The organism is Xanthomonas melonis (assembly GCF_020783655.1).
Taxonomy (GTDB): Bacteria; Pseudomonadota; Gammaproteobacteria; order Xanthomonadales; family Xanthomonadaceae; genus Xanthomonas; species Xanthomonas melonis.
In genome coordinates this window covers 13,005-35,182 of the sequence record NZ_JAJGQH010000021.1, presented here as the reverse complement: position 1 = coordinate 35,182, position 22,178 = coordinate 13,005, and the positions used below count along the sequence as shown (strand labels likewise).

At 63.8% G+C, this 22,178-nt stretch carries 12 protein-coding genes and 1 pseudogene; 1 reads left to right on the top strand and 12 read right to left on the bottom strand.

The features are described from left to right. Nucleotides 1-62: 62 nt before the first annotated feature. Complete coding sequence (locus LL964_RS18725) at nucleotides 63-503, top strand: hypothetical protein (RefSeq protein WP_228329499.1); 441 nt, start codon at nucleotides 63-65, stop codon at nucleotides 501-503. Nucleotides 504-578: 75 nt separating this feature from the next. Here LL964_RS18725 and LL964_RS20185 read toward each other — a convergent pair. The 12 genes and pseudogenes from LL964_RS20185 to rpmH all read right to left on the bottom strand — a co-directional run. Next, a pseudogene (locus tag LL964_RS20185) lies at nucleotides 579-1,349 on the bottom strand (DEAD/DEAH box helicase); the annotation flags it as partial. Nucleotides 1,350-1,376: 27 nt separating this feature from the next. Next, on the bottom strand, nucleotides 1,377-3,275 hold the full coding sequence (locus LL964_RS18715; protein WP_104588214.1) for an ATP-binding protein: 1,899 nt from the start codon (nucleotides 3,273-3,275) through the stop codon (nucleotides 1,377-1,379). Nucleotides 3,276-3,298: 23 nt separating this feature from the next. Next, entirely contained in the window at nucleotides 3,299-5,569 is a 2,271-nt protein-coding gene (locus tag LL964_RS18710) for a KAP family P-loop NTPase fold protein (protein ID WP_104588213.1), read from the bottom strand. Next, complete coding sequence (locus tag LL964_RS18705) at nucleotides 5,566-10,548, bottom strand: Eco57I restriction-modification methylase domain-containing protein (protein WP_104588212.1); 4,983 nt, start codon at nucleotides 10,546-10,548, stop codon at nucleotides 5,566-5,568. Before LL964_RS18705 ends, LL964_RS18710 begins: the two co-directional genes overlap by 4 nt. Beyond that, complete coding sequence (locus LL964_RS18700; protein WP_104588211.1) at nucleotides 10,545-13,463, bottom strand: DEAD/DEAH box helicase; 2,919 nt, start codon at nucleotides 13,461-13,463, stop codon at nucleotides 10,545-10,547. Before LL964_RS18700 ends, LL964_RS18705 begins: the two co-directional genes overlap by 4 nt. A gap of 65 nt (nucleotides 13,464-13,528) precedes the next feature. Then, the gene (locus LL964_RS18695; protein WP_104588210.1) at nucleotides 13,529-13,720 is read right to left on the bottom strand and encodes a type II toxin -antitoxin system TacA 1-like antitoxin; all 192 of its coding nucleotides are present in this window, start codon (nucleotides 13,718-13,720) and stop codon (nucleotides 13,529-13,531) included. 204 nt (nucleotides 13,721-13,924) lie between these two features. Beyond that, the gene (locus LL964_RS18690) at nucleotides 13,925-15,115 is read right to left on the bottom strand and encodes a tyrosine-type recombinase/integrase (protein ID WP_104588209.1); all 1,191 of its coding nucleotides are present in this window, start codon (nucleotides 15,113-15,115) and stop codon (nucleotides 13,925-13,927) included. Between the two features lie 183 nt (nucleotides 15,116-15,298). Then, nucleotides 15,299-16,639: a tRNA uridine-5-carboxymethylaminomethyl(34) synthesis GTPase MnmE gene (gene mnmE, locus LL964_RS18685; RefSeq protein WP_104588208.1), complete on the bottom strand. Its 1,341-nt coding sequence runs from the start codon at nucleotides 16,637-16,639 to the stop codon at nucleotides 15,299-15,301. A 161-nt stretch (nucleotides 16,640-16,800) separates the two neighbouring features. Then, entirely contained in the window at nucleotides 16,801-19,500 is a 2,700-nt protein-coding gene (locus LL964_RS18680; protein ID WP_104588207.1) for a polysaccharide deacetylase family protein, read from the bottom strand. A gap of 76 nt (nucleotides 19,501-19,576) precedes the next feature. Then, nucleotides 19,577-21,298 (bottom strand): membrane protein insertase YidC, encoded by a 1,722-nt coding sequence (yidC, locus tag LL964_RS18675; protein ID WP_104588206.1) that lies wholly within the window; start codon nucleotides 21,296-21,298, stop codon nucleotides 19,577-19,579. 25 nt (nucleotides 21,299-21,323) lie between these two features. After that, nucleotides 21,324-21,761 (bottom strand): ribonuclease P protein component, encoded by a 438-nt coding sequence (rnpA, locus tag LL964_RS18670; protein ID WP_104588205.1) that lies wholly within the window; start codon nucleotides 21,759-21,761, stop codon nucleotides 21,324-21,326. Between the two features lie 38 nt (nucleotides 21,762-21,799). Beyond that, a complete protein-coding gene (gene rpmH / locus LL964_RS18665) occupies nucleotides 21,800-21,940 on the bottom strand; it encodes a 50S ribosomal protein L34 (RefSeq protein WP_002805908.1) in 141 nt (46 codons plus the stop codon). Between the last annotated feature and the right edge of the window lie 238 nt (nucleotides 21,941-22,178).

The window sequence follows — 22,178 nt, the reverse complement described above, 5'->3', positions numbered from 1 at the left end:
AAAAAGGCCGTGTCCTGTTCGCCGCGCACCGCGTAGAGTGACACACCGCGAGGCTGGCGCGCGTGCGCCACCAGCGCCAGCAGGCTGCCCAGCCACAGCAGCGGATAACGGGCGTCGGCATGGGGTGGCAGGCGGCGCGCCAGTACCGCCAGCAGATCGTCCAACGCCACGGCGCGTGGCCCCAGGCGCTCCATATCGCGCAACAGGTTCTGGAAGGCGAAATGGCTTTTCAGCATCCCGCCCAAGCGACAGCGCCAGCCCGCATCGACTACTTTTTCGGCGCTGCATGGGGTGCCGAACCACAGTGGCACCTGGGCCGCCAGCCAGGACGGCAAGCCGTCATGGCCTGCCGGATCCAGCACCGATGTGGCGTCCGGCGGTGGAGACTGGGTGAACTCCACCACGGCATCCGCCAGATAGTCCGCCACCGGCTCGCGATCTTCGGCGATCACGGCGTGGTCATCCAGCGTCTCGCCGAAAATCTGGCCGGCAAACGCCAGTAAATCCTGTTCGCCATCACTGCCCAGCGTGGCCGAGGTGCCCATGCACACCAGTTGCCCCGGCGGGGTCTCCAGCCGGCCCTTGAGGCGGCGAATCAGGCAGGCCAGGTCCGTACCCTGGGCACCGTCGAAGGTATGCAGCTCATCGACCACCAGATAGCGCAGCGTATCCGGCTGTTGTCGCGCCCACAGTGGCGCATCGGCGGCACGGATCAGCAGGAAATCCAGCATCTTGTAGTTAGTCAGCAGAATATCCGGCGGGTTTTCGCGCAGGGCGTTTCGGTCGGTGATGATCGAGAAGCTGCCATCGGCCAGTTGCTGCACGCGGGAGGATTCCTCGGCCGGGGCCTCGCCCACGTACAGGCCCGCGCGGATACCGGCCAAGGCTGGTGTGCGCAGGATCTCCTTGGCCAAGCGGCTGGCCTGGTCCGAGGCCAGCGCGTTCATCGGGTACAGGATGATGGCCTTGATGCCCGACCGGCCCAGTTCCCGTTGTTCGCGGCAATGCTCCAGGATTGGATAGAGGAAGCACTCGGTCTTGCCCGAGCCGGTGCCGGTGGCCACCAGGGTCGATCGAGCCTGCTCTCCGGTCAGGCGTGCGAACGCCCGGCCCTGGTGGGCATGGGGGATGAAGCCCGGCGGCAGCCAGCCGAACGTGGGCTGGCCTCTATCGGCCTGCTTGCGGAACGGCAGCGGCAAGGTTAGGTACGGCCCCTTGAACACCCGGTCGCGGTCGGCCAGGAAGCGCTGGATCAGGCCGTCGAAGCCCGGCGTGGTGGCCGGGAAGGCCGCGCGCAGAAAGTCGGCGACGCCTTGGGTGATCTGTTGAGAGACGATCAGGGGTTGCATGCGGTGTCCGCTTTTCTCAGGCCGGTTTCATTCATCACCGGACTCCACTACACGCTCAACCGTGGCATAGGCCTGATGCGGGTGCTTCTCGGTTTCGGGGTACTTCAGGGCAAGCCGCCCTTCATCTCGCAAGGGACGCAGATAAGTACGGCGCAATTCCTTGGTGTCGCGGCGTCCAAGCACCTGGCACAACTCGGCCACGGTGTAGGGGCGCAGAGCACACAGCGTCAGGATCAGCTCACGAACCTCAGCCTGGCGAGGTTTCGGGCCGGCAGCCGTGATCCTTGCTTGTAGCTCGGGGGGAACGTCGGCGAGAACATGGGGGGATTCCAAAAATCCCCCCATGCGTGGCGGTAAATCCCCCCCTCCTCCGTCCGTCGATCCCACGGGGATTCCCAGCGGCAGCTCTGCCTGGCTAGCATCCCCAGCCGTCTGCCGCTCGACATCGGCCAATATGTAATAAGTGCGGCTGCCAGCTCCTTGCTTCTCCAACAGTCCCCGGTCGCGCAGCCGGCGCAGCACCAAGCTGGCCGCCAGCGTATCCAGCCCGCAGAAATCCCGGCAGGCCGTGTTGTCCACTGCACCTGTGGCGCGAACGTAGATCAATACCTTGGCCTCGTCGGCACTGACCGCCGGGCCGGCGAACCCCCGCAGCCAGGCGTGGTCGTCCTCGGTCAGCAGGTTGTGCAGGAACAGCGTGAGCCGGAACTCGTTGGCCTGCCGGTCGGAGTGGAATTCCGGCAAGGGCAAGCCTGCCTCGGCGGCCAGGCGGCGCATGGCGCGGATTCCGGTGCCCTTGGCTTCGGCCAGGTGCAGGTCGTGCAGCACGGCGGCAATGGCCGGGTTGCGCAGGCGCGACCCCGGCGTACCCAACTGCGCGGGTTCCTTGAGCGAATAGCCGACGTTGCGGATTTCGATGCGGTTGCTGTAGCGGATGATCTGGGTCGGGCTGTGCACGGTGTAGCTGCGGTGCATGGCGGCATTGGCCAGCGCCTCGCGGATCACCTTGCGCGGCAAAATCGGCTCCTGCACGCTGTGCAACTGTCCTTCGGGCAGACGAAAGCCCTTGGGCAACTCATCGATGATGCTGGCTTCGGCCTGAGGCAGCGCCAGCAGCAGCGGCTTGCGGATGTCGATGGACTGGAAGCGGTTTTCAGGGTCTTCCACCCATTCGTTGCCTGGTACGCGGATGTAATCGATGCGCACCATAGGCAACAATCGGCGCAGCGCCAGGGGTTTGCCGAACAGCACCATGCCGGCAAGCGTCGGCTGCAATCGACCGTCCACGCGGCGCAACGCGCCCAGGGCTTCGAGCAGGTCCTCGTCGCCGTAATCCAGCTCCTCAGCCTGGGGGTTGATGCGGGCACGTTCGCGCCGATAGGCGGCCACGGCGGCGGGGTCGAAGTCATCCACCCGGGCATCGGGCAGGATGCTGGAATCCGGCCCGTGCAACGGCTGGCTTTCGCCGCGCAGCACCCACAGGTCTTCATCCACGCAATGCTGGTCGCTGGAACCGATGCGGCGGTAGGCTCCGCGCGGCAGGCCGGTGGCCTTGAGGTAGACCGGCTTTTGCGTGACGTCGGCTTCGGGCACGTACACCACCAGCACCGTCTTGCCATCCACGGTCTCAGTCTGCATCTCCGGCCGCAAGGCGACATTGAGCATGGACGCGCACTGGCTGGCCAGGTCGCGCTGCACCTTGTCGGGGTCAGGCAGGCCGGCAGCCCGGTACACCGTATCGCCCTTGTCGTTGACGAACCAGTCCGCGCCCAGCAGCAGATAGCCGCCCTCCAGCCCAGGCTCATTGGCGAAGGCGATGACCGTCTGCATCACAGATTTGCCCAGTTCGCTGGCGCGCTTGGCCTCGATGCGGGTGGACTCATCGACCGAGTTGAGTTCCTCGAAGAGGTCGGTGGCATTACGCATGCTTCTTTTTTCTCGCATAGGTATTACTCATCATCGCCAGCACGAAGCGCCGCCAACAGATCCTTGGCTGAATCCGCGACTCGCCGGTCTGCCATATCCACCAGGGATTCCAAGCGGACCTTTACCTGCTCGACATCCATGAACCTGGAAAGGGAAGACATCTTCAGGGGATACGAAACAACGCCATTCGTCGCTTGCCAGCTACGCATGCCCTGCAAAAGATTCAGGAACCCTGAATCACCCTCACATATCTCTTCAACCTTCTTCTTTATTTCATCAATGGAATCTGGCGAATACTGTTTCCACGAATAAAGAACGTGCGCCACTTTCGGCAGGTGCGGAAGATCTTTGGCAGCCAGCTCCCGGTAACGCTGCAATAGCTGTTGCGCCACGACATCAAGCTCATCACGGGAAAACGTCCGTTCGTTCTCTGGCTTGGCTTCACTGCCATAGATCCCGTGGCCAAATATCTCGCTACGGAAAAGTCCCGTTAGCCATCCGATGGCACGCCTGTCTCCGAAGAGTTGCCTCAGTAGGGCGTTGCGATCGCTTTCAGACAGGCTCTCCCTCAGCCTGCCCCACAAGCCTTCGAATACCTTGTCCGCATCTCGCCATATCCAGTATTCGCCCCAATCCCCCCTGCCTGTTTTGAGAGCGGCAACGTCCATGCCCTCGGCAAGAGACGCCAATATTCCCGGAATCGCCTCATCAGGAACATCGTTGATGGCATCGCCTTTCAGGCGGTCCAACAACGCTTGAACGGATGATTTCCCCTGGGGATTCAATGATGCGGCAATTTCTGAAAATTGACGGACAGCAACTTCCGGGCAATCGCGGGCATTTTCGATGAACGCGGCGTATTCGCGGTCATGGATCGCACCTTGCGGTGCCGTCAGAGAAAAGTAGTAGCGGAAATGCTGAGGGCTACCCAGCCTTTTTCCTCGAATCTGCAAACTCACATCTTCGCGGCCATACAGGCTCAATACCATCTTGACATTCTGCTGGCCAGCCTGCCGTTCAAAGTCGAATTCGATCCCGGGCAGCTCCGTCAGGGCCAGCATTCTCGACTCACGGTTCGAGTCAATGCCAGGCAGGCCGTCGAGGATCGAATCGAGCTGTTGAAGCTCGGCTTTCTTTCCTTCGTCGCTGATTATTGCTCCTGCCTGTTTCGCAGCAAAGCCGATCAGGTATCCCTCAACCCATTCGTAGAGTCTTTCGGATTGCAGGCGGATCAGTTGCAGCCAAACCATGTCTGGAACGTCGATGTTCTCCAGTACAGGCGTGGCGTGGAAGCGCAATGCATTGACTGCCCTGACGACATGTCGCGGCGTCAGCAGTGCCCGTCCACCTTCGGTGTCGATGACTTGAGCAAGCCGCTCCATCAAGGCCTGTGAATGTGCTCCGTCCCCCTCCAGCAACTCCGGATACAGCAGTTGCAGATCATGGCGGAACATGCGGCGCAGATCGAAAGCTTCCGGGCGCGGCACAGAAAAGCTCACCTGGACGATCTTCTCAAGGAATTCTTCGCCCTTCTCGATATGCAATGCTGTCGACAGGTTCTTGGCGATGATGTCCCGGGAGTAACACAACACGTAGATCACGTTCGGGAAGTCCACGACAGCCCGCACCAGACGAAGGACTTCCACCACTTCATTCGGCTCCAAGCGGTCGAGATCGTCGACGAAGACCACGATCTTCCGCTCCAGCCGGCGAAGCTCTTCCTGTATCTGCGCCTTTTCCTTTTCAAGCGAGGTGTTGCCCAACCATTCTTCGGCTGCACGTTTTCCCGCCTCCATGGCGGTTCCCGCCCCTGGCAGCCCAAGGAGCTCGGCCAGCTTTCCGACTTGCACCAAGCGCGATGAGAACCGCGAGAAGAGTCCTTTTATCTTCCTCTTTCGAAGTGCCTGCGCCGAGTAACGGCTTGGCCAGATATGACCGCGGAGCTTTTTCCATCCATGAACCTGCACGTTCCCGGCATCGATGCGAAGCGCGGCCTTGGTGATCTCCGTGAAAAGCTCCTTGAGCAAGCCTTCGCGTGAGCTGATCAGCCAGGGAAGGAAGCGGACAATTTCCGGCGCACGCCCTGGTTTACGCAGCGCATCCGATACCAGGTTGATGAAGCTCGACTTGCCCGACCCCCACTCTCCCTCGATCCCAATCACGAAGCCGTCAGGTGACGCCATCTTGTGAATTGCTTCGGCGACATGACCGGCCGCCGGTCCAAAACCCAATCGATCTTCAGATGGCGCTTCGATGGGACGGTCGCCGTGGAAGGATTGCTCGCCCGCTGTCATAGTGTCCTCCCACCTTCAAAGTACATCCACGCCACGCGGTAATCCGTCTCCCTATCAGCCAGGGTGAAGGGTGCGACGTAGCGGATGGTGCGGTCGATGGGGCCGCCGGGTTGGGTGGTGTCGGTGATGGGGCGTTCGATCACCGTGCCGTCGGGGACTTGGGGGTGCAGGGTGCCGTCGGGCATTAGCTTGGGCTGGATGTCTTCCCAGCCGGGACGGCGCGGTTTGCGGATGCCGTCGGGGGTGACGACGGTGCATTCGGCGTCCTTGCGGTTTGCCTTGCGGGGCAGGCCGACGCCGACCAGGCCTTTGCTGGCGGTGAAGACGATGCGGCCGGTGGCTTCGTACCAGGTGTCGAGTTCGTACTGGCGCATGACGGGGAACTGCACGCGGTAGATGGTCAGCAGTTCGTCGAGCGTCAGGCCCAGGGCTTGGGCGGCGAGGACGTCGATTTCCACCAGCGCCTGGCGGCGAGCGTAGTCGCTGCGCAGGGCGTTGTGGCGCTGCCAGTCGGGGGTGAGATTGGCGAAGAAGTCCTGCGGCAGGCGCGGGTCGGTACTGGCCCAGCGGTCTTGACGGAATTCGGGTTGCCAGCAGGCTTGCCAGAGGTCGGCGTAATGGGTGGTAAGGCAGTTGAGGGCGAGCGCGCGCAAGCAAAGGTTGGAGCCCAGCGAGGAGTCAAGGGGCAGCAAGGGCAACTGACTTATTAGAGTCGTATTCGCGTGCCCCATGCCGGTGCTTTTGACGCGATAGTCAACGGGCACTGACAAGCAGAGGGCGTGATAACCAATCAACTCCTTCTTATTTCTGAAGACACTGGCAAGTACGGTGTTGATGTGCCCCTCCCCGGCTGGAATCAAGGCAGGAATCAACGACCGTTCCGCCGAAGGGCTGATCATCTCCCGATTGACGTGGCGGTAATACGCCGTCACCGGTTTCGCCTCGGTTTCTCCTTCCCCCACCCAACTGACGCGCGGCACGCGGCGGGCGTATTCGGTGGCGCTGCACGCGGGGCGGTAGTTGCTGCGCGGCAGGTAGTGGTCGGGCAGGTGTTCGAGGTCGAGCTGGTCGTAGGCCTTGTTGGAGTCGCAAACGACGCGTGGGGTCTTGTTGAACGGGTTGCCGACGTAGAAGTGTGGGCCGGAGAGCACGAAGTCGGCAGGCGAGGCGACGAAGCCCGTTTCGCGGCGGATAGTTCCGTCCGTCTGTGCAGTGGATTCGTTCCAATGCTGCGTGCAGTAGATGTCGTTCCCCAGATCGCCCAACCGGCGCGGTACGTCAGCGAACTTTTCCAGCACCGAGACCAGTTCACGACTGTGGACGGCGGGAAGCCGGGCTTGCAAGGGCGGCGTGCCGGGGGTGTCGTAGAGCTTGGCGAAGGTGGCGAGCAGGGCTTCATCCACCACAATGATGCGGTGGGCGTGGCCCGCCAGCTCCCACTTCCCTTGCTCGGTTTTCATGCCTGGCATCAAATCAGCGCCGGTGTGTTCTAGGCTGCGAGAAAGCGTAGATGGATCAAGCAAACTGGCAACCGTTACAAATTGCAGTGTTGGGCGGTTTGAACCATAAACATTGATGCTGTATCGCGTGTGGTTATCTACCTCTGCGAAGAGCAAGCGTTCGTTTGCGAATTGGTAATGCGCCTTCAATCGCGGATACAGCGCCATCCGTAATTCACCGCCCTTGGGATCGTCATACGGCCCTTCCGGATGCAACAGTGCCTGTACGCCACTGCCCACGCGCCACACCAGCGGCAAAAAGCATTTGTACAGGTTGGCCTTCTGCCCCGCGAGCAGCGGGTAGTTCTGCATCGCATTGAGAAACTCGCCCATGCCTTCCGTTGCCACGCATTCGGCCAGGTAGTCGGCACGCGCCTTCGGCATGGCGGCGAACACCGCCTCGCGCTGATCGGCGGTCTGCTTGGCGCTGAGCTTGCGGATGGCAAAGCGCGGATCGAAGTCCGACAGCAGGCTTTGCTCGTTCCATTCCACCTTGATCCACGGCGGGTTGCCCAGCACCACGTCGAAACCGCCGCGCTGCTGGAAGATGTCGGCAAATTCCAGCTCCCAGTGCAGGAAGCGCTGCTGCCGGACAACGGCTTGCGCCACTTGCAGTTGCGGCAGGGCGCCGATCAGCGCTTCGATATCCACATGGCCGTAGCGGTCGCGCTCGGGGGTGAGGTTCAGCGCGATCTGCGGCACGGTATCCGGGAACAGATCGGCGCCACCAGCGGGGGCGGCCAACGCAGCATTGCCGAGCAGCACGGTTTCCAGCACAAACCACCATTCCTCGCGGCTGGGCAGGTCGTCAGCCTTGTCCAACGGCCAGAACCAGAGCGCGCACCAATAGTCCATCACCAGCTTGAGGCGGCGGTAAGGGCTGGCGTTCTTCTGCGCCTCGCTGAGCATTTCGCGCTGGAAGGTGGCGTCCTTCTGCGCGGTGGTGGTGGGCGCACGGTTGGCGTCGGTACTGGGCCAGACGTGCAGTTCGTCGCTGGTGGCGCGGCGCACGCGGGCCAGTTCCTGGGCGTGCTGCTGCCAGAGCGCTTCGGCGGCCTGGGCGATGGCCTGCACGCGGGTGATTTCGCTGCGTTCCAGCGGGGCGGTGAAGGCCTTGCGCCATTGCTTGAAGCGTTCGAAGGCGGCGGGTTCCAGTGCCTTGACCACCTTGTCGGTGACGGCGCCCATGCCATCGGCGGGCAGCAGGAAGTGGAAGATATCGGTGGCGGCAGGTGTCTCCGAGAGCGCGAGGGCACGCGGCACGGCGCAGCGCCAGTCACGCTCGGGCATATCCTTCTCGCCCCGGCCGGGCGACAGTTGCGCGGTGCTGAAGACGTCGCGCCGCACGCCGACCAGGGAATTGCCGGCCGCCAGTTGCAGGCCGAACCAGGGCACATGGCCGCCCTTGAAGATGGCGTTGAGCCAGAGCGAGACTTCGGCCAGTTCCACGGCCACAGGGTTGAGATCGACACCGAACACATTGGTATCGGCGATGTACATCTTGACCCGCTGTTTTTCCGCCGCGTAGTCGTCGTGGGGAATGCTCTGGCCCAGTTCCTTCTGTTTGGCCTGTAAATAGGCTTCGGCAAGCTGGCTGACGGCTTCGTTCAGGAAGGCCGCGCTGCCCATGGCGGGTTCGCAGACGGTGAGGCGCAGGATGTCGTCGGCGGATTTGCCGGGCAGGATTTCACGCAGGGCGTGTTCCACCAGGCAACGGGTGAGGATTTCCGGGGTGTAGTAGCTGGCGGATTTCTCGCGGGCGCGGCCAGCCAGGCGGTAGATGAAGCGGCCCTTGGGATACAGACGCGGTTCGCCGCCGAACAGGCGTTCGGCGTCGCTGTACTGGCCGATGGCGCTGACAGGCACGAAGTAGGCGGCTTCCAGCGGGTCGAGTTCGGCGTCCTTGCGTTTTTCGCGGGCGCTGGCGGGCGGGGTGTCGTCGTCATCCGTGGCGTCGCTGTCATCGGTGCCGTTGTCACTGGTGGCGGCTTCGTCGTCTTCGATGCTGCTGGCCTTTTTGGCCTTGGGGTCGCGGCGCACTTCGTACAGGTCTTCTTCGGCGAAGAAGCCTCGGAAGGAAAGCAGCGCCTCGTACACGGCGCCAAGCTGGTTGATGCCAAGAGTGGCGTAGCTGATGCGGCCACGGCGACCGTTCTTGCCGCTGCCGCCGCGCGAGAGGGACATCAGCTCGATGACGCGTTGCAAGACGTGGTTGCGTAGCTTGACGCTGTTCAGCAGCCGGGTGCGTTCCGGGTCGAACAGATGGCCTTGCAGAGGGGCGATGGTGAAGCCACTGCCTTGCGCGATATCGCCCTGTGCAAGCTCAAGATCGCTGCCCAGTTCTTGCTGCCCGCTGCCGGCATCGCGGCGCGGGAAGCCCTGCCAGATCAGGCCGAAAAGTTGTTGCAGGCTGTTATGAAAGTAGAAGCCATTGCGGGCTTCGTCGGTGGTGAGTGGGGTCTGTTCCAGCTCGCGCAGGTGTTCGACGCTGTAGCCCTTCAGATAGGCTTCGGCCTGGATCGGGGCGTAGCCCAGTTCTGGGCGGGCCTCGATGTAGAACAAGAACAGAAGCCGGTACATGTAGCGCAGGCTTTCGCGGCTGAGCTGGTCGGCCAGGTCGGTATCGGTGCGCTCAAAGAGCTTTTCCTTGCTGACTTCGCGCTTGTAGCGGATGGCCTCGTTGGCGATCAGTTCGATGCACTCGCGCAGGGCGTACTTGAGGTCGGTGGAAACCTCGAAGGCGTGCTTGTGGGAGCTGTCGTCCAGGCTGTCGAGCAGGGCCGCGCCGCCTTCCGCCGGCATGACGGACTGTTTGCCCAGCAGGGCGCAGAAGGCGCGCAGGCTGTGTTCGTCGCGCGGGCCGAACAGTTCCGGCAGGTCGAAGCGCAGCAGGGCCTTGCGGCCCCATTTGCTGCGTTCGATCAACAGCCATTGTTCGTGGTGGACCAGCAGCACCCAGCGTGGCGGGGTGTCGTCGGCGAACAGGCGGCGAGAAAGGGTTTCTTCCCAGTCCGCCTGGTGACGGCCGGTCTTGGCGCCTTTGCCGTCACGCGGGGGCAGTTGCAGCGGCGCGGTGTCTTCGTCGCCTGGCAGGACCAGCGCTGTGGCGATGGCCAGCAATGGGTGGCCCTTGGCGTCACGGTACAGCGCCAGCAAGGGCAATTCGCCTTCGCGGCCGGCGTCGGCCAGGGCCAAGGTTTGCGGCTGCAATTCGTAGTCGAGCGCGGCCAGCAGCGGCTGGGCCAGTTCATGCAGCAGGCGTGCGCGCGCCTCGGGGCGTTTTTCACCCAGGAAGCGCTCGCGGTCGCGGAAATAACCGTTGGCACCGCTGGCGCTTCTGAGGCGGGCGACGGGGCTGTTGCTGCCCTGCTCCTTCCACTGCTCGAACAGCGGCTTGAGGTCCTTGACCAGGATGTCGTCCAGGTAGTGCTGGCTGTAGAACTCGTTGGCGTTGCTCAGGCCGTTGATGGTGAAGCTCATTGGGCCGCTCCTTGCGCCACGTCCTGTCGTGCTGCGTCCTGTTGGGAAACCAGGGCGGCAACGACGGTGAATTGGGCGCGGTCGTCCAGTTGCAGCGTGTCGCGCACCCATTGCTGGTATTGGCCGAACAAGTCGGCGGTGGCGCTTTCACGTTGCTGGCGCTGGGCGGCGCGGACTTGTTCGATGCCGCCCTGGGCCAGTTCCAGTTCCATCTGCGCGAGGTGCTTGTCACGCAGGGTGGCCAGCTTGGCCAGCTCCCGGTCCAGACGCTGGCGGCAGTCGGCATCGAATGCCTGCTTGATGGGGCGCAGATGCGCTTCGGCGGCGCGGATGGCGGCGGGCAGGGCTTGCTGCCAGAGGCGGCTGTCGGGGGCATGGCCATCGTTGGCCGGAGCCGGGTTCTGGCCGCCGTCTAGCCCGGTGCGATGCAGGGTATCGGGCAGGCCCAGCACGGCCTGCACCTTGCCCCGCGCATCGAGTTGCACGCTCAGCCATTCGGCCAGCATGGCCTGGCCACGCCGGTTGGGCACCTGGGCCAACACAAGGACGATGGCTTCACCCGCTTGCAGGCCTTGCGGCACGCGCAGCAGCGGAGCTCGCTGGCGGCCGAAGGCGGCCATCAGCTTGTAGTCCAGCCACTGGGCGATGGGGTGCAGCGGCCACAGGTAGTGCAGTTGCGGCCAGTCGCTGCCGTCGCGGGACTGGGTGATGGCGGCTTCGACCGTGCGCTTGTCGGCGCAGAGGGCAAACGTATTGTCGGTGGGCCACATTTCCGGGGCGAGGTCGCGCTCCAGAATCTGCGTCAGGTCACGCCCGGGCTGGAAGCTGAGGGTGTGGGTGGCATCGTCGGCTTGCACGGCAGGTTGTTGCTCGGGCTGGTGCTGGCGCAGCCAGCGCAGGCCGTCGCGGGCGTAGTGGTAATGGCCGGCGAATAGGCTGGGCAGTGTGGCGGTGGGGGATGGCGCGGTGGAGGGCGCAGGTTCGCTCACAGGTGGCGTCGCGCTGTTGGCGGCGTCGCCCCAGAGCAGTTCGAAGGGATCGATGTCGCCGCCCGCCAGTTGCTGGGCGAAAGCTTCGGCAGTGGTGTTGCCTTCGATGGCCTTGGCCACTTCCAAAGTTTCGGCGTCTTCGTCGTACAGGCCCATGAAGGCAGAGGGGTCGCCAATGTTCTTCGCGGCCTGCTCGTCCTTTTCGATAAGGATTTTCAGGTAGCGCAGGTCGCCACGGACACGCTCGTTGCGGGGCTGGGTGTAGAGATAGCCGATCTTGGGCGGCTGCGTCTGGCCATAGCGGTCCACACGGCCGTTGCGCTGCTGGAACACCATCAGCGACCAGGGGATGTCGAAGTGGATCAGCCGGTGCGACTGGTAGTGCAGGTTCAGACCTTCGGAGGCCACGTCGGAGGCGATGAGCAGGCGCAGCGGCGAATGGCTGCGGCCGAAATCCTCGACCGTCTGCTGGATGTCCTGGTCGGGTAACTGGCCGTGCAGGATGGCGACGGCGTCTGCTTTCAGGCCCAGTGTGGCAGGCAGGTGCTGCTGCAGGAATTTCAGGGTTTCGATGCGCTCGGTGAAGAGCACCACGCGGTCATCGGCGGCACGGCCGTCCCAGCGCCAATGTGGATCGTCCTTGAGCTGGGCGATGAGATGTTGCAGCTTGCTGAACTGCGCGGGTTCGATCTGCTGCACAAGGGTCTGTAAATCACGCAGCGGAGCCAGATCGGGATGCGCTGCATCGCGGGCTTCCAGGCGGCGGATGCGCTCCTTGAGCGTTTGCAGGCAGGCGGCGGGCGAGGAGAACAGGGCCTTTTCCAGCACGGTGCGAAACAGCATGGCGCCGTCGCGCGCGCCGCTGCCATCGCTGGCAAGCTTGAGTTCGGCCAGGGTATCGAAGGCGAGGTTCTCGGCGGCGCTGGCCTGGGCGGCCAGCCTGAAGACCTGACGCTCGGGAAAATCATGCTTCATCTGTTCACGCACGTCGCTCTTGAAGCGGCGGATGAACAGGTGCTCCACGTCGCTGCGGGTGTAGTCGGTCCTGGGCGGCAGCACGGTGGGGTCAAGCATGCGCACTAGGCTGGCGAAGCTTTCCTTCTTGCCGTTGTGCGGTGTGGCGGTGAGCAGGATGAGCGCGTCGGAGCGTTGGGCCAGCAGGTCGGCCAGACGGTTGCTCTGGGTGCGATTGCCCTTGTAGGAGACGTTGTGGGCCTCGTCGATGATGATGAGATCCCACCACGCGCTTTCCAGGTAGTGGCGGTATTCGCTGTCGCGTTTGAGCGTATCGACAGAGATGATGGTGCGGTCGTAGTAGCTGAAAGGGTTGTGGTTGGCCGGTATCTGGCGGCGGATGCGCTGGATGCCCGTCGAATCCAGGCGCGTCAGGGCGATGGTGAAGCGGTTCCAGAACTCCTGCTGGAACTGGCGCATCATGCTTTTGGTGGTGACCACGAGGATGCGCCGGGCACGGCCGCGGCGGATCAGCTCTGCGCTGAGGATGCCCGCTTCAAGGGTCTTGCCCAGGCCGACGGTATCGGCAATGAGCAGGCGTGGCCGCAGTTGCTGCAGCACATGGTGGGCCGGGTCGAGCTGGAAAGGCAAGGTGTCCATCACGGCCTGTTGCCCCAGCACCAGGGCATTGCCCTGGACGGCGGATTGGCGCAGACGGGCTTCGATCGCCAGTCGTGCGGCCATGAAGCCGGGAGAGTCGTCGAACACCAGCTCGGTCTGTGCCGGGTCGATCAGGGTGACGTCATCGAGTGCCGTCAGGAACAGGGCGTGGCGATTGCGCACGGTTTCCGACACACCGATGCAAGACAGTTGCCAACCACCCTGGGCGCATTGATCGGCATGCTGGACGAGCCATTCTTCGTCGCGGATCAAGGCACGGGAACCGGGGGCGGGAGGCTGGGAAAGAGGCATGAAATTTCTACGCTACGCTCGGGTGGATGGACGGGGCACAGGGAAGCAAGCCAACGAACACGCCATCACGCCGACGACTCCGAGGGTCGTCCATCCTGCGCAGGTACCTGCAGCCCGTGCTTGCGTGCGTATTCGATCACCAGCACCTCCACCATCGAGGCCACGGAGCGGTGTTCACGTTCCGCTGCGGCCCGCAACAGTTGCTTGACGTTTGGCGACGTCCGAATGGAGAGCGTTTCAACCTTCAAGCGCGTCATTGCAAGACCTTTGGACAAGTCATATTTACTTGCAAATGTACTGCGCTTTGCATGGCACGAAAAGCGCATGTGTTAAACGCATGCGGATCGACGGCTTGGCAACTTCTATTACGAAAGGCAAGGGCAATAAGCCGAAGGGGAATGGCGCCAAGGGTCAACGGCCCTATCCAGAAAAGGAAAAGGTTGCCTCGGCCCCGGACGGACTCACACCACCAAATTGGCCGATGGTGCCAGCCTGTCGATGTAATCCGCCCACGCCTGAAGCATCTCCCGCCGCTGTTCGGCATACTCGGCCCGGTTGTAGACCCCGCGCACCCCGCCAATAGTGTGGTTCAGCGCCTTCTCCACCACATCCGAAGGCCAGCCCTGCTCGTGCAGCAACGTCGATGCGGTGCGCCGCAGGTCGTGGATGGTGAAGGCCGGGATCTCCTGCCCCTGCAATGACACCTTCAGCGCCTGGTTCAGCGCGTTGTTGGCGAAGGGTTTGGCCAAAGTGCCACGGCCTGGCAACACCCAGATACTACTGCTGGCCAGCGGCTTGAGTTCCTTGAACAGCGTCTGCGCCTGGGTGGACAGGTAGACGATATGCGGCTTGCCGGTCTTGGAGTTTTCCACCGGGATGTGCCATTCGCCTTCGTCCAGATGCACGTCCTTCCACTGCGCCAGCATCAGTTCGGACTTGCGCACCAGGGTCATCAGGATCAACTGGAAGGCGATCTTGAACTGGCGGCGGATGTTGGAGCTCTGCATGGCGCGCAGAAACTGCCGGATTTCGTCCGGCGTCAACGCCCGGTCGCGGGCGGCAGCGCGGTAGACGTGGCGCATTGGCAGAGCCATGACCGGGTTGGCCTGGATCAGGCCGCAGGTCAGTGCGTAGTCGAACATGCGCTTGAGCAGACCGCGCACCTGACCAGCAGCGGCGTCGAAGCCTTGTTCCTTCTTGCGCCAGATGACGCCGCGCACGTCCTCTGCGGTGATATCCCTGACCGGCTTGTTGCCGATGTGCGGCAGGATGTCCTTTTCCAGGTAGCGGCGCGGCATGGTCACGTCCTTGCGGTCGCGTGACTGGATGTCCTTGAAGAAGCGCTCGGCGAAGTCGGCCACGGTAGCGCCTTCTGCTCCAGCTACTTTCTCCTGCTGCTTCTTCTTTGCCGGCGACTCTCCCATCGCCACTTGCTGGGCTGCCTCATCCCGCTTCAGGCGAGCGTTCTTCAACGTCAGCGCGGGATACTTGCCCAGCGTCAGTTTCTCGTACTTGCCATTCAGCCGGTAGCGGTAGCGCCAGACGATGCCCCCGGTCGGGAACACTTCCACATGAAGCCCCCGATCGTCGCTGACCGTGTAGGACTTGTCCCTGGGCTTGAGCGCCTTGAGTGCGGTGTCGGTCAGCGCCATCTCATCCTCCGTATGTCCAAGTAGAAGGAAGAAAGCAATCATCCAGCTACTTGGAACTAAACTTGGACATAAAAGTGAGCGGCTCTGACTGTATCACCGAATCCGTTAGTAGACAAAAATCCCTTTGTTTCCGCGGCCTAAAGCCACATCAGAAGACTTCAGTGGACGTTTCTGGATCCCACATCACTTCCCGATACAGAAGCTTGAAAAGATCTTCCCGAGGAGATCATCGGCGCTCAGCTTGCCGGTGATCTCACCAAGCGCGTCCTGCGCCAGGCGCAATTCTTCGGCGGCCAGTTCGAGCTGTTCGAAACGCAACTCCAGATCGGCGGCATCGGCGTGCTGTTCGGCGCGGCGTAGCGCATCCACGTGGCGAGTGCGAGCGGAAAACTCGCCGTCCACGCCTTCGCCTGCATCTCCAAGTGCCAGTTCACGAAGCCGGGTGTGCAGCTGCTTCAGCCCTTGCCCGGTGATCGCCGAGACCGCGATCGCATCGTCGTCCAGCGGTACGTCACCGCTCAGTAGATCGCATTTGTTGTGGATCCACAGCTGGCGCGGTACCGCAGCGAGCGCATCGCCAATGGCCTCGCGTGCCGCCTGCGGATCGCGTGCATCCAGCACCACCAGCGCCAGATCGGCGCGCTCGAGTTCTGCGCGTGCGCGGCGCATGCCTTCACGCTCGATCGCGTCGCCACCCTCGCGCAGGCCGGCGGTATCGACCAGGGTCAGCTCGAAGCCATCGAGCCGAATCGCTTCGTGCAAGGTATCGCGGGTGGTACCGGCCACATCGGTGACGATGGCACGGTCGCTGCCGGCCAGGGCATTGAGCAGCGAGCTCTTGCCGGCATTGGGCGGGCCGATCAGCACGGCATGCAGGCCATCGCGCAGCTTGCGGCCGCGCTCGGCATCGCGCAGCAACCGGGCCAGCAAGGCGCGGGCCTGCTCCAACCCTGCGCGCACCTGCGCTCCACCCAGGGTATCGAGCGGCTCGTCGGCGAAATCGATCGCTGCTTCCACGTGCACGCGCAAGCGCGTCAGGTGCTCGCTCACCGCCTCGATACGGCGCGAGAACACGCCGTCCAGCGAGCGCCGTGCGGCACGTGCGGCGCGCACATCGCCAGCGGCGATCAGATCGGCGATCGCCTCGGCCTGCGCCAGATCGAGTTTGCCATTGAGAAAGGCGCGCTCGCTGAACTCGCCCGCGCGTGCCTGCCGCGCGCCCAGCGCAACGCAGCGCGCGACCAACTGCCGCAACACGACCGGGCTGCCGTGGCCCTGCAGCTCCACCACATCCTCGCCGGTGAAGCTGCGCGGCGCCTTGAACCACAGCGCGATGCCATCGTCGATGACCTCGCCCTGCGCGTCACGAAAGCGCGCGTACTGCGCCTGCCGTGGCTCCAGTTGCGCAACGCCCAACCCGGTAGCGATCTGCATCGCACGCGGCCCGGACAGGCGCACGATACCGACGCCACCGGCTCCGGCGGCACTGGCGATGGCAACGATGGTGGAGGTGGAAGACGACATGGGCACTGCTCTGACGTGGATTGAAGAAGACCGGCGCGGCGACGCATCGACCGCGCGGCCGGCGGTGGCATCCAGCCGGTGCCCGTCCTTGGCGTATCACGCCTCCATCCCGGGGCGCGCTCTGCTGACAGGCTTCGCTGCAACGCGTCAGCCGTATGGAATCACAGCGACTGCAGCTGGGTACGCGCCTGCTCTGCACCGCTGCCTTGCGGTTGCAGTTCCAGATAGGTGGAGTACGCCTTGCGCGCCTTTTCGCGATCACCGGCCTTGGCATAGGCGTCGCCGAGATTGAGATAGGCCACTGCACGCGAGGGGTCGATCTTCAAGGTGTTTTCCAGCCAACGCGCCGCTTCGGCATAACGTTGCTGACGGTAATACACAAAGCCCAGGTTGTTGGCAGCCAGCGCGAAGTCCGGACGCAGCTTCAATGCTTCGGCAAATTGTTCGGCGGCGTCGGCATAGCGCTTTTCCTTGTACAGCTGCAGGCCACGTTCGTTGGCCAGCTGTGCGCGTTGGCGGTCGCTGCTCTTCACCGCCGTCGGCAGTACCAGCTTGGCTTCGCCGCCTTGCAGCGTCTTCACCGTGACCGGCGCCGCGGTGGCAGCGGTACCGGCCGGGGCCGGCGCGGGACGTGCAGCATCCACGCGCCCGTTGAGCGCGATGGCATCGGCCGACAGCTGCGCGGTATCGGCAGTGAGGAATTCCTCACCGCTAGGCACCTGAAACACGAATTCGCCGCCCTGCGATCCGGGCAGGCTGCCGAACGCCGGCGTCTGCGCCGAGACAGCCGACACCGCCGGTGCCACATACGCGGCCAGCTCGGTGCCGGTGATCAGGCCATCGCCATTGAGATCGCCCTTGCCGGCCAGCGCCTGCAACAGCACCCAGGTGAACACCGAATGCCCATTCGGCCCGCTGTCGGCCACCTGCTGATCGGCTCCACCGGCGGTGAGCATCTGGCGCGCGATGCGGCGCGCGTTTTCGCGCAGATAGGCAGTGGAGGTCGGCCCGCTGCGCGTCAGGCCCAGCCCGCTGTAACACGCATCCATCACGAACAACACGTGCTTGGCCTGCAGACTCTCGGCGATGTTCTGCAGATCGCTCATTGCGATCGCGTCGCTGGCCAGATGCTGCGGATCCGAATCGACCGGAATGATGTAGCCAAGGTCGCGCCCAGATGCGAGCCGACGGGTAGCGCCATGCCCGGCGAAGAACACGAACACGCGATCGTTGGTCTGCGCGCGGCCTTCGCCGAGCCGATCATGGAACGCGGCAAGGATGTTGTTGCGCGTGGCCTGTGCGTTCTTGAGCACGATCACCTGCGAGGACGGAAATCCCAGCGGCCCGGTCAAGGTACTGGCAATCGCTTGCGCATCGTTGGCCGCGTATTCCAGCTTGGGCCAATGCGCGTAATCGTCGATGCCGATCACGATCGCCCAGGATTTCGCGTAGCCGGTGGTCACCGTGGCATCGGCCACCGCGCTGGGCGCACGCGCCACCGAGAACTCGCGGCCATTCCAGCCGGCGAACTGGTAGCCGTCGGCGATCAGTCGATCCAGAATCTGCGGCAAGGCCTTGACTGCGCGGTCGTGGATGTCATGGAACAACACGATGCCGCGCTGTTCCCTGTTCACCTGGTCCAGCACGCGTTGCACGATCGATTCCGGTACCGGATCGGCCCAGTCCAGCGAGTCGATGTTCCACATGATCGACTTGAGCCCGGCCTCTCCCAGCAGCTGCAAACCTTCGGCGTTGCGCGCGCCATACGGGAACCGGAACAGCGGCGCGCGCTTGTCGTCCACTGCGCGCAGCAAGGTATCGGCATCCAGCACCTGGCTGCGCAGCGCAGCGCCGGTGGTCTTGGACAGCTGCGCATGGGTCAGGCTGTGATTGCCCACCGCATAGCCTTCTTCCATCAGCGTGTGGCTGATCCTGGACAACGGCGCGAGTTGCGGCTTGCCGTTGGCATCCAGGCTACCGAGGTTGCGTCCCACTTCGAAGAACACGCCGGGCACGTCGTAGCGCTTGAGGATCGCCACGATCTGTTCGGTGTAGGCCTTGTGCGGGCCATCGTCGAAGGTGAGCACCACGGTCTTGGGCGGCAGGTCGCGGCCGAACACTTCGCTGTCGCTGTCGCGCGCGGAGAACGGATACGGCTCCACCACGCCGTGGTCGCGCAGGATGGTCTCGCGCGTGTACAGCGTGCGCAGGTGCGCCACGTAGTCGTCCCACTTCTCACGCTTGGGCACGATCGCGCGGCTGCGGTCGAAACGGCTGAAGATCTGGGTCAACTCGGCGTTGTAGCTGCGCTCGATCTCCTCCAGTGCGTCGAGATCCTCGCCGATACGCTGGTGCAGCTTGACCGCCGGCAGTGCCGAGTCCTTGCCGATACGCGCATGCAGATCGCGCAGTACTTCAGCAAATGCCAGGCGGTCGGCATCGTAAAGGTCAGGCGCGGATTCCACCTCGTCCAGTACCGTGGCGATGGTGGCGAGCCGGGTCGGGGCCCTGGACGCCAGCACCGTATCGAAGGCTGCGGCAATGCGTTCACGCTGCTGCAGATTCTCATGGAACAACTGCTGCCCTACGCTGCTGGAGGTGGCGCGATCGCGCGGGCTTTGTCTGGCTTCATCGGCCAGCAACACGATGATGCGGCGATGGCGATCCAGCTGGTCGCGCAGCTGTGCAATCAGCGCTCGCGCGTCGGCGCCGTCGCCTTGCACCGGTGTGCTCGCCGCGCCGTCGGTCGCTGGCGTTGCCGCGGCAGGGTCGCTGGTGTGCTGCGTGCCGCAGCCAGCCAAAGCCAGCAGACCGGCGCAGCTTGCGCGCAGCAGCAGGCGATGCAAAGGCGGTGAGGTCACGGCAGCGTCCTTGGCGATGACGAAGGCAGGGCGGATCGTATGCAGAAGGCCCGCCTTGCGGCGGGCCTTCTCGAACTTACTTGGTGTTGGCCTGGATGATCTTGCTCGGCTGCTCGCCATGCTGGCGGATCATCCACCACTGGATCAGCAGACCCAGGCCGCCGTTGACCACCCAGTACAGCACCAGGCCGGCCGGCATGAAGGCCATCATGACGCCGAATACCAGCGGCATGAACTGCATCATCTTGGCCTGCATCGGGTCCATGCCCGGGGTCGGGGTCAGCTTCTGCGTCGCCCACATGATGGCGATGTTGAGCACCGGCAGGATGAAGTACGGGTCGCGCGCGGTCAGGTCCTGGATCCAGCCCAGCCACGGCGCCTGGCGCAGTTCCACCGATTCCACCAGCACCCAATACAGCGCGAAGAAGATCGGCATCTGGATCAGCAACGGCAGACAGCCGCCCATCGGGTTGATCTTTTCCTTCTTGAACAGCTCCATCGTCGCCTGCTGGTACTTGACGCGATCGTCGCCGTAGCGCTCCTTCAGCTGGGCAAGGCGCGGCTGGAAGCGGCGCATCTTGGCACCGGACTTGTACTGCGCGGCCGACAGCGGATACAGCGCCAGACGCAGCAGCACCACCAGGCCGATGATGGCCCAGCCCCAGTTGTGCAGGAAGCTGTGCAGATGGCTCAGCACCCAGAACAGCCCCTGGCCAATGATGGCCATCAGCGAAAAGCGGCTGTAATCGACCACGCGGTCCAGGCCTTTGACGTCTTCCTTGGCGATCTGGCTGACCAGCTTGGGACCGACCCACAGGCGCGCTTCGGTGGTCGCGGTCTGGCCCGGCGCCACGGTGAAGGCCGGCCCACGCAGCTCGGCCACATCGCGCGGACCGTCCTGGGCCAGCACATACAGCGAGGCCTGGTCCTTCTGCGGGATCCACGCGGTAAAGAAGTGGTGCTGCAGCAGGGCGACCCAACCACCGGTGATCTGGCGATTCAGGCCGCCGTCGTCCATGTAGTCCTTGAACGCACGGCGCTCGTAGCCTTCCTGCGGGCTGTACCAGGTGGCCCCATTGAAGCTGAAGGAATCCGGATTGGTCATGCCGCGGCTGAGGATGGTCGGCACCCGGCTCAGCTTGCGGAACACATAGCCATTCCAGGGCGCGCCGCTCTTGTTGATCACCTCGTCCTTGATCGCGATGGCATAGCGGCCGCGTTCCAGGGTGAAGGTGCGGCGAATCGAGACGCCGTTGGGGCCATTCCAGACGAACGGCACCACCAGCATCTTCTGGCCGTCGGCCAGCTCGAAGCGCGTCCCCGGTTGCTCGGCGCGGAAGCCACCGACGCCCGGCACCGGCGACTGTTCGCTGGCCCAGCCGCTGACCGCGCTATAGGGATGGGCCGGATCTTCGGTCAGCAGACTGACCGGTGCGGTGCCGTCCTTGGTCTGCGGGAACTGCAACAGCTCGGCATCCAGCACGCTGCGTCCGTCCAGCTTCAGGCGCAACACGTCAGAAGTCACGGTCAACACCGGTGCGGCGCCCGCGGTGGCCGGCGTGGTGGTGGAGCTGCCGGTTGCCGGCACTGCGCCCGGAGCGCCTGCCTGCGGAATCGCCTGTGCGTTGGGCACAGTGACAGGTGTGGCTGCCGCATCCGGATCCCGCGCGGCCGGCACGGCCTGGGTCGTGACGGACGCCGGCGCGTTGGCGGCCGCCTTGTCCTTGCCCCACTCCATCCACAGCAGCGCCGCGACCATCAGCCAGGCAAAGATCAGAAAAACACGGGTCTGGTTCATCGGGCAGCAACTCGCTCAGTCGGAACTAGCGTTCCGGCTCGGTCGGGGAAAGGGACGATGGGCACACCGTCGTGGCGGGCGGCATTGTGCCGGGCGCGGCAGGCAGGGGCAATGCGCCGGCGCGGCGTAACAGCCGCACGAAAGCGTCGCGGATCTGTGGATTGGTTGCCTTGGCGGCTGCCGAACGCGCCACGATCACATAGTCGCCGCCCGCCAGCTCGGGCAGCAGGTGGCGCATCGCATCGCGCAGCACGCGCTTGATGCGATTGCGACCCACCGCGCGCGTATCGACCTTGCGCGATACCGCCATGCCCAGACGCGGCGGCGTATCGCCAGTGCGCCAATGCAGGCTCAGCAGCGGGTCGGAGGTACAGCGCGCGGTGTCGAAGACAACGGTGTATTGCGCACGCGTACGAACCCGCGCAGAACGAGGAAATCGCCTGCACGGGTTCGATGCGTTCACGTTAGGGACTGCCTCGGCCGCAGGGAGCGGCGCGGCAATCAAGCGCTCAGGCGCTTGCGGCCCTTGGCGCGGCGGCGAGCCAGGATCTTGCGGCCGTCGGCGGTCGCCATACGTGCGCGGAAGCCATGGTCGCGTGCTCGCTTCAGGTTGCTGGGTTGGAAAGTACGCTTGGTGGCCATGGGGCCCTCTGCATGAATGGAAACGGTGAACCGGCAATTTTATAGGTTCGTTCCATGCCAGGTCAACTCCTTGTGAGTTTCGCGCCGTGCCCGACGCTCGCGCCCTGTGGATGGCCCTGTGAATAAGTCTGGGAAAAGCCGGCCTGCGATGCTAGTCTGGCCCATCCTCTTTTCACTTCCGGGCTGCGTGCACGGCGCCCTGCTGCGCGCCGCAGCCAGCAACAGATGATCACACTTT

Excerpts from the sequence above, each read along its gene's own strand:
- LL964_RS18715 (WP_104588214.1), bottom strand. The coding sequence starts at position 3,275 with ATGCGTAATGCCACCGACCTCTTCGAGGAACTCAACTCGGTCGATGAG.
- LL964_RS18710 (WP_104588213.1), bottom strand. The coding sequence starts at position 5,569 with ATGACAGCGGGCGAGCAATCCTTCCACGGCGACCGTCCCATCGAAGCG.
- LL964_RS18705 (WP_104588212.1), bottom strand. The coding sequence starts at position 10,548 with ATGAGCTTCACCATCAACGGCCTGAGCAACGCCAACGAGTTCTACAGC.
- LL964_RS18700 (WP_104588211.1), bottom strand. The coding sequence starts at position 13,463 with ATGCCTCTTTCCCAGCCTCCCGCCCCCGGTTCCCGTGCCTTGATCCGC.
- LL964_RS18695 (WP_104588210.1), bottom strand. The coding sequence starts at position 13,720 with ATGACGCGCTTGAAGGTTGAAACGCTCTCCATTCGGACGTCGCCAAAC.
- LL964_RS18690 (WP_104588209.1), bottom strand. The coding sequence starts at position 15,115 with ATGGCGCTGACCGACACCGCACTCAAGGCGCTCAAGCCCAGGGACAAG.
- mnmE (WP_104588208.1), bottom strand. The coding sequence starts at position 16,639 with ATGTCGTCTTCCACCTCCACCATCGTTGCCATCGCCAGTGCCGCCGGA.
- yidC (WP_104588206.1), bottom strand. The coding sequence starts at position 21,298 with ATGAACCAGACCCGTGTTTTTCTGATCTTTGCCTGGCTGATGGTCGCG.
- rpmH (WP_002805908.1), bottom strand. The coding sequence starts at position 21,940 with ATGGCCACCAAGCGTACTTTCCAACCCAGCAACCTGAAGCGAGCACGC.